This is a genomic window from Shewanella carassii, from assembly GCF_002777975.1.
GTDB lineage: Bacteria > Pseudomonadota > Gammaproteobacteria > Enterobacterales > Shewanellaceae > Shewanella > Shewanella carassii.
In genome coordinates this window covers 1-4,359 of sequence record NZ_NGVS01000026.1, presented here as the reverse complement: position 1 = coordinate 4,359, position 4,359 = coordinate 1, and the positions used below count along the sequence as shown (strand labels likewise).

The window sequence follows — 4,359 nt, the reverse complement described above, 5'->3', positions numbered from 1 at the left end:
CAACAAACAGTGTGGCTCTGGTTTAACTAATCCACGAGAAAACACGGAGGCCGACATCTGCACAGGGAATCATTATGTCTAGGCTTATTACGGAAAAATATTTGAGAATGGATAGATGAACGAAGAATTGCTTAAAGAGTATCAATCTGAGACGAACAGAATTGAGGAGGACGCAATTCACTCTGCTAAAGCACATTACAATGCGGCAGAGCGGTGGAGCCATATTAATTTATTCATTGGCATCCCAAATGCAGTATTAGCCGCTTTTGCTGGGGTTGAAGCTTTTAAAGGTAGTGAAGTATTGGCAGGTTCATTAGCTATAGCTGTAGCGGCAATCACAGCTATAAGCACTTTCTTGAATCCGGGTGATAGAGCATCAAACCATAAAAGATGTGCTGGCGAATATTTGGCTTTAAAAAATAGATCTAGGATTTTCAATAAAATCGATTGTGAACGCATCGAATCAGAAGATAAACTTGATGCAATTTTCAAAGAACTCGTTGATAAACGAGATAATCTAAATTCTACTTCTCCACAAATTCCAAGTTGGGCATTTAAAAAAGCGAAAAAAGGAATTGACGCAGGAGAAGCAGACTACAAGGAGAAATAGCTTGTCTGTGCAGTCGTACCTTGCAGAGCGATCGAGTAATGCGATCCTATCGGACACTGAGAAAAGTTCGATATCTACATCCATACTAACGCTAGAAACAAGATTAAATACGTATTTTGGAGACCAGATTTCCAAACAACTGCAATTTGGCTCTTCTACAAGGGGGACAATTCTCCCAAGATCCATGGATTCAAATTCTGATATTGATTACATGATAGTTTTTAAGGATGAAGAACTTAGACCACAAACCTATATAGATAAACTGAGACGATTTGCCAATCACTATTACACTAATTCTAATATTGCACAATCTCATCCTACGGTTGTATTAGAGTTAAATCACATAAAATTTGATTTAGTCCCTGCCATAAAAAGCTACATGGAGGAATATCGCATACCCGCTCCTAGTTCCAGTTATGCAGAATGGCTTGCGACTGCACCTACGGCTTTCAATACTACATTAACCACGGCTAACACACAGAGTAATTACAAGCTCAAACCAGCAATCAGGCTGTTAAAATTTTGGAATGCGCAAGCTGGTTATGTTTTTGATTCATACTCATTGGAACAATGGGCTGCGGCACGATACTACTTTCTATGCACTACAGTTAAGGATTATCTGTTTTCAATGATTGAAGGTTTAAACCTTGATTGGGATGCAGCTCAATGGCGAAAAGATAAATTAAATCGTGCAAAGAAGATTGTCGCAGACACAAAGGAATATGAAGCAAATTCAATGCCTTATACAGCTGAGGATGAGATTAAAAAATTAATTCCAGCCTAACAAGGCGCTGCAACCGACCTCCGGCCACTGTCACCTTTTTTGCGCTTCGCAGCAAAAAAGCCGCCATTGGCCTCCGGCGGTTGAGCGCGGCGTTATGCACTTATTTAGAACTGAGTTCAATCAGGAAGAATAGATTTATGGAAATAAATAAACATATTGTAGATAACCTAGATTACTATTTGAGTCTACCCTCTCCTGAATATGCATTTCTTCTTTGTGGTGAATGGGGTGTTGGGAAAACGCACTTTATTGATGCGTACATCAAAAATAAAAGCGGAGAAAATTTAAAGTTAATAAAAATTAGCTTATTTGGCTTGAAGAATATTTCTGAAATCAATACCAATATATTTCAAAAACTACACCCTTTATTGGGTTCTAAGAGCGCAAGATTAGCAGGCAATATCATTAAGGGCGCATTTAGCATGGGGGTGAAGCTTGATATTGACTCAGATGGTGATTCTGAATCAACGCTAAATACTAAACTAGACAAGCTGGACTTTTTTGAATTTTTCTCAGATAAAAAAAAGAAAGAAATAGTACTTGTTTTTGATGATCTAGAGAGGAGTCAAATATCAACTGTAGAGGTGCTGGGTTTTATAAATGAGTTAGTAGAAAACTCACAAACAAAAGTAATTTTAATTGCAAATGAGAAAGTATTGAATGAAGGAGATAATGGAGATAAATATAAAGACTTTAAGGAAAAAGTGATTGGAAAGACGTTTGAAATAAAGCATGATTTTAGCAGTATTTTATGTGAATTTTTAGATGGTTATAGCTTAGGTGATCATAAAGAAAGTATCCAATATATATATATAATAGATCTAACTTTAAAAATCTCAGAAAATTTAAGCAATCGATTGATGACTTTGAGTATCTGATAAAAAATATTGATGACAAATATAAAGAGAATGACCAATTTTATAAGGATCTAGTGAGGTGCTTTTTTGCTCTTAGCATTGAGGTTAAAAAAGGTGGCTTGTCTGAAGAAGATTTAAGAAAAAATACCCCTTTTAAGAAAGGCGCTGAAAAAATAAATTCAAACGATGATATCTATAAAAAATATTTTAGTGAGCAGGCTCGCCTATATAATGGTGATGTTTGGGCGAACATAATATTCAAAGGCGATTTAGATCGCATTAATGAAGAAACATCAAAGCTAGCACTATTTGTTGAAAAAGTAGAGAAAGAAAGACCTAACTGGTTGAAACTTTGGAATTTTAAAGAGCTTGAAAATGATGAGTTCTCAAGTCTTATTGAAGAAGTCGAAGACGAACTAAAATGCCTGGTTGAAAATGATCTGAGGGTATATCTTCATAAAATAGCTCTTGTAACTTACTTTAGTAAAAACGGCCTTGGAAAAATCTGCGTCGATGAAATAAAGGACATAGTTAAAAATTATATTACAAAATATAAAGATAGCAATTTTTGGAAAACGCACTTAGTTAGCGATAGTAGTTATCATAACGGTACAGGTTACGGGTATTTCAACGATCAAGATCAGGATTTTATATTTTTGAAAACACTGATCATTAGCGAGAATGAAAAGTCCTATAACCAAGAGAAGCAGATAGCAAAAGAACGCGAAGCTAAGAAGATTTTAGATAGCATTGTAACTAGTATAGAGTCAGATCTAGATGATGTCTTTACGGACTTACTCTTGAATGTGTATGAGTACAGCCCAATACTAAATAAGATAGATCCTAAGGTTTTTGTAGACTCCTTAATGGATGCCAATAATGCTACCATTGGGAAATTTAATGATGTGATTTGTGAGCGCTATTCAGAAAATCATATTTTAAATAATCAAGTAAAATATTCGTATCTTCGAGACGAATTAGACTTTTGGGAAGGTGTAAGAACAGAACTAGATCATATTTTATCGAATAAAGTTGGGCTTAAGAGTCATATTTTGGAGTTGTTTCTTAAATATACGGTTTCAAAAGTAATTGGGTTACTTTCTAAAAAATAGTAAGTCGTGCATAACAAGTTGCTACACGCGGAAAAAATTACTCGCTACGCTCCTAATTTTCCGGTGAGCAAAGCGTTAGCACTACCTTGGCTTCAGGCCATAAATTTATAAGGAATTTGAGTTGGATTTTGATTTACTGCTACAAAAACCAAATATTGAACCGCTGGATAACAATACTCAGCGAATCAGAAGGAATCTATTAGTCGCTTCGATTATTGGAATTGTTTTAACGATCGGTTCTGCAACTTTTAGCAGCCAAAATGGATTCTCAGGCTTTAAGTTTGAGGACTTAAATATACTCCATGTTTACCTGTTCCTCATAGCTGCTTTGGTGTACTTTCTTTGTCACTTCTTATGGGCATCTTCAGATCATTTGAAAGAAAATAGACACAGGCTAACAGGTATAAAAATACCCAAGGCTACTGTTGCGAGCTACGCGGCTTCACCAACATTTGAACCTCGCACTAATGAGGAAAGACAAACTACATTGTTTTCATGGTGGAAAGGGCAACGACAACAATCTGAATACTTTCAAACTATAATTGAATCAATTGAGAAAAATATAGAAAAATCTCAGTATGAACCGGCAATCAATAGCATCAAACAACAAATCGAGGATATGAGTTCAAAAACTGAATACATTGAATTCGCATTACTTAGGTTTGAAAGTAGTTTCTGGAAACATCAACGCAGCCAAATTCTTAGGTGGTTTTTGTTTGATATAGGTATACCTTGTCTGCTGGCAAGCGCTTCTATCATTTTGTTGTCCATAAAAGTATATGGCTTAATCCGTCAATAGTGCTAACAAGCATTTAAGACGGATTCCCAACGCTCGGCATTTTTGGTTTGCTTTAACTTCGGTGTTTGCGGCATCATACTTTGAGCTCAGTGGTCTGCGTTGCTCACCACTTAATGCGGCGCTGGAGGATCCCCTCATAATTCGGGTCTCCCAGAGGTGTTAACCAGTTTAAGAAATTCACCCCAAGCCCAGCGAAA

Annotated in this window: 5 protein-coding genes; all 5 read left to right on the top strand. The window is 36.2% G+C overall.

Going from position 1 to position 4,359, the window contains the following annotated elements; translation table 11 throughout:
• The first annotated feature begins 115 nt into the window (after positions 1-115).
• Entirely contained in the window at positions 116-610 is a 495-nt protein-coding gene (locus CBE72_RS13250; protein WP_100144104.1) for an SLATT domain-containing protein, read from the top strand.
• A 7-nt stretch (positions 611-617) separates the two neighbouring features.
• On the top strand, positions 618-1,394 hold the full coding sequence (locus CBE72_RS13245) for an SMODS domain-containing nucleotidyltransferase (RefSeq protein ID WP_229672043.1): 777 nt from the start codon (positions 618-620) through the stop codon (positions 1,392-1,394).
• Between the two features lie 137 nt (positions 1,395-1,531).
• Complete coding sequence (locus CBE72_RS13240) at positions 1,532-2,272, top strand: P-loop NTPase fold protein (RefSeq protein ID WP_100144100.1); 741 nt, start codon at positions 1,532-1,534, stop codon at positions 2,270-2,272.
• 98 nt (positions 2,273-2,370) lie between these two features.
• Positions 2,371-3,363 (top strand): hypothetical protein, encoded by a 993-nt coding sequence (locus tag CBE72_RS13235; RefSeq protein ID WP_157929088.1) that lies wholly within the window; start codon positions 2,371-2,373, stop codon positions 3,361-3,363.
• Between the two features lie 121 nt (positions 3,364-3,484).
• Complete coding sequence (locus CBE72_RS13230) at positions 3,485-4,162, top strand: hypothetical protein (RefSeq protein ID WP_100144096.1); 678 nt, start codon at positions 3,485-3,487, stop codon at positions 4,160-4,162.
• The last annotated feature ends 197 nt before the right edge of the window (positions 4,163-4,359 follow it).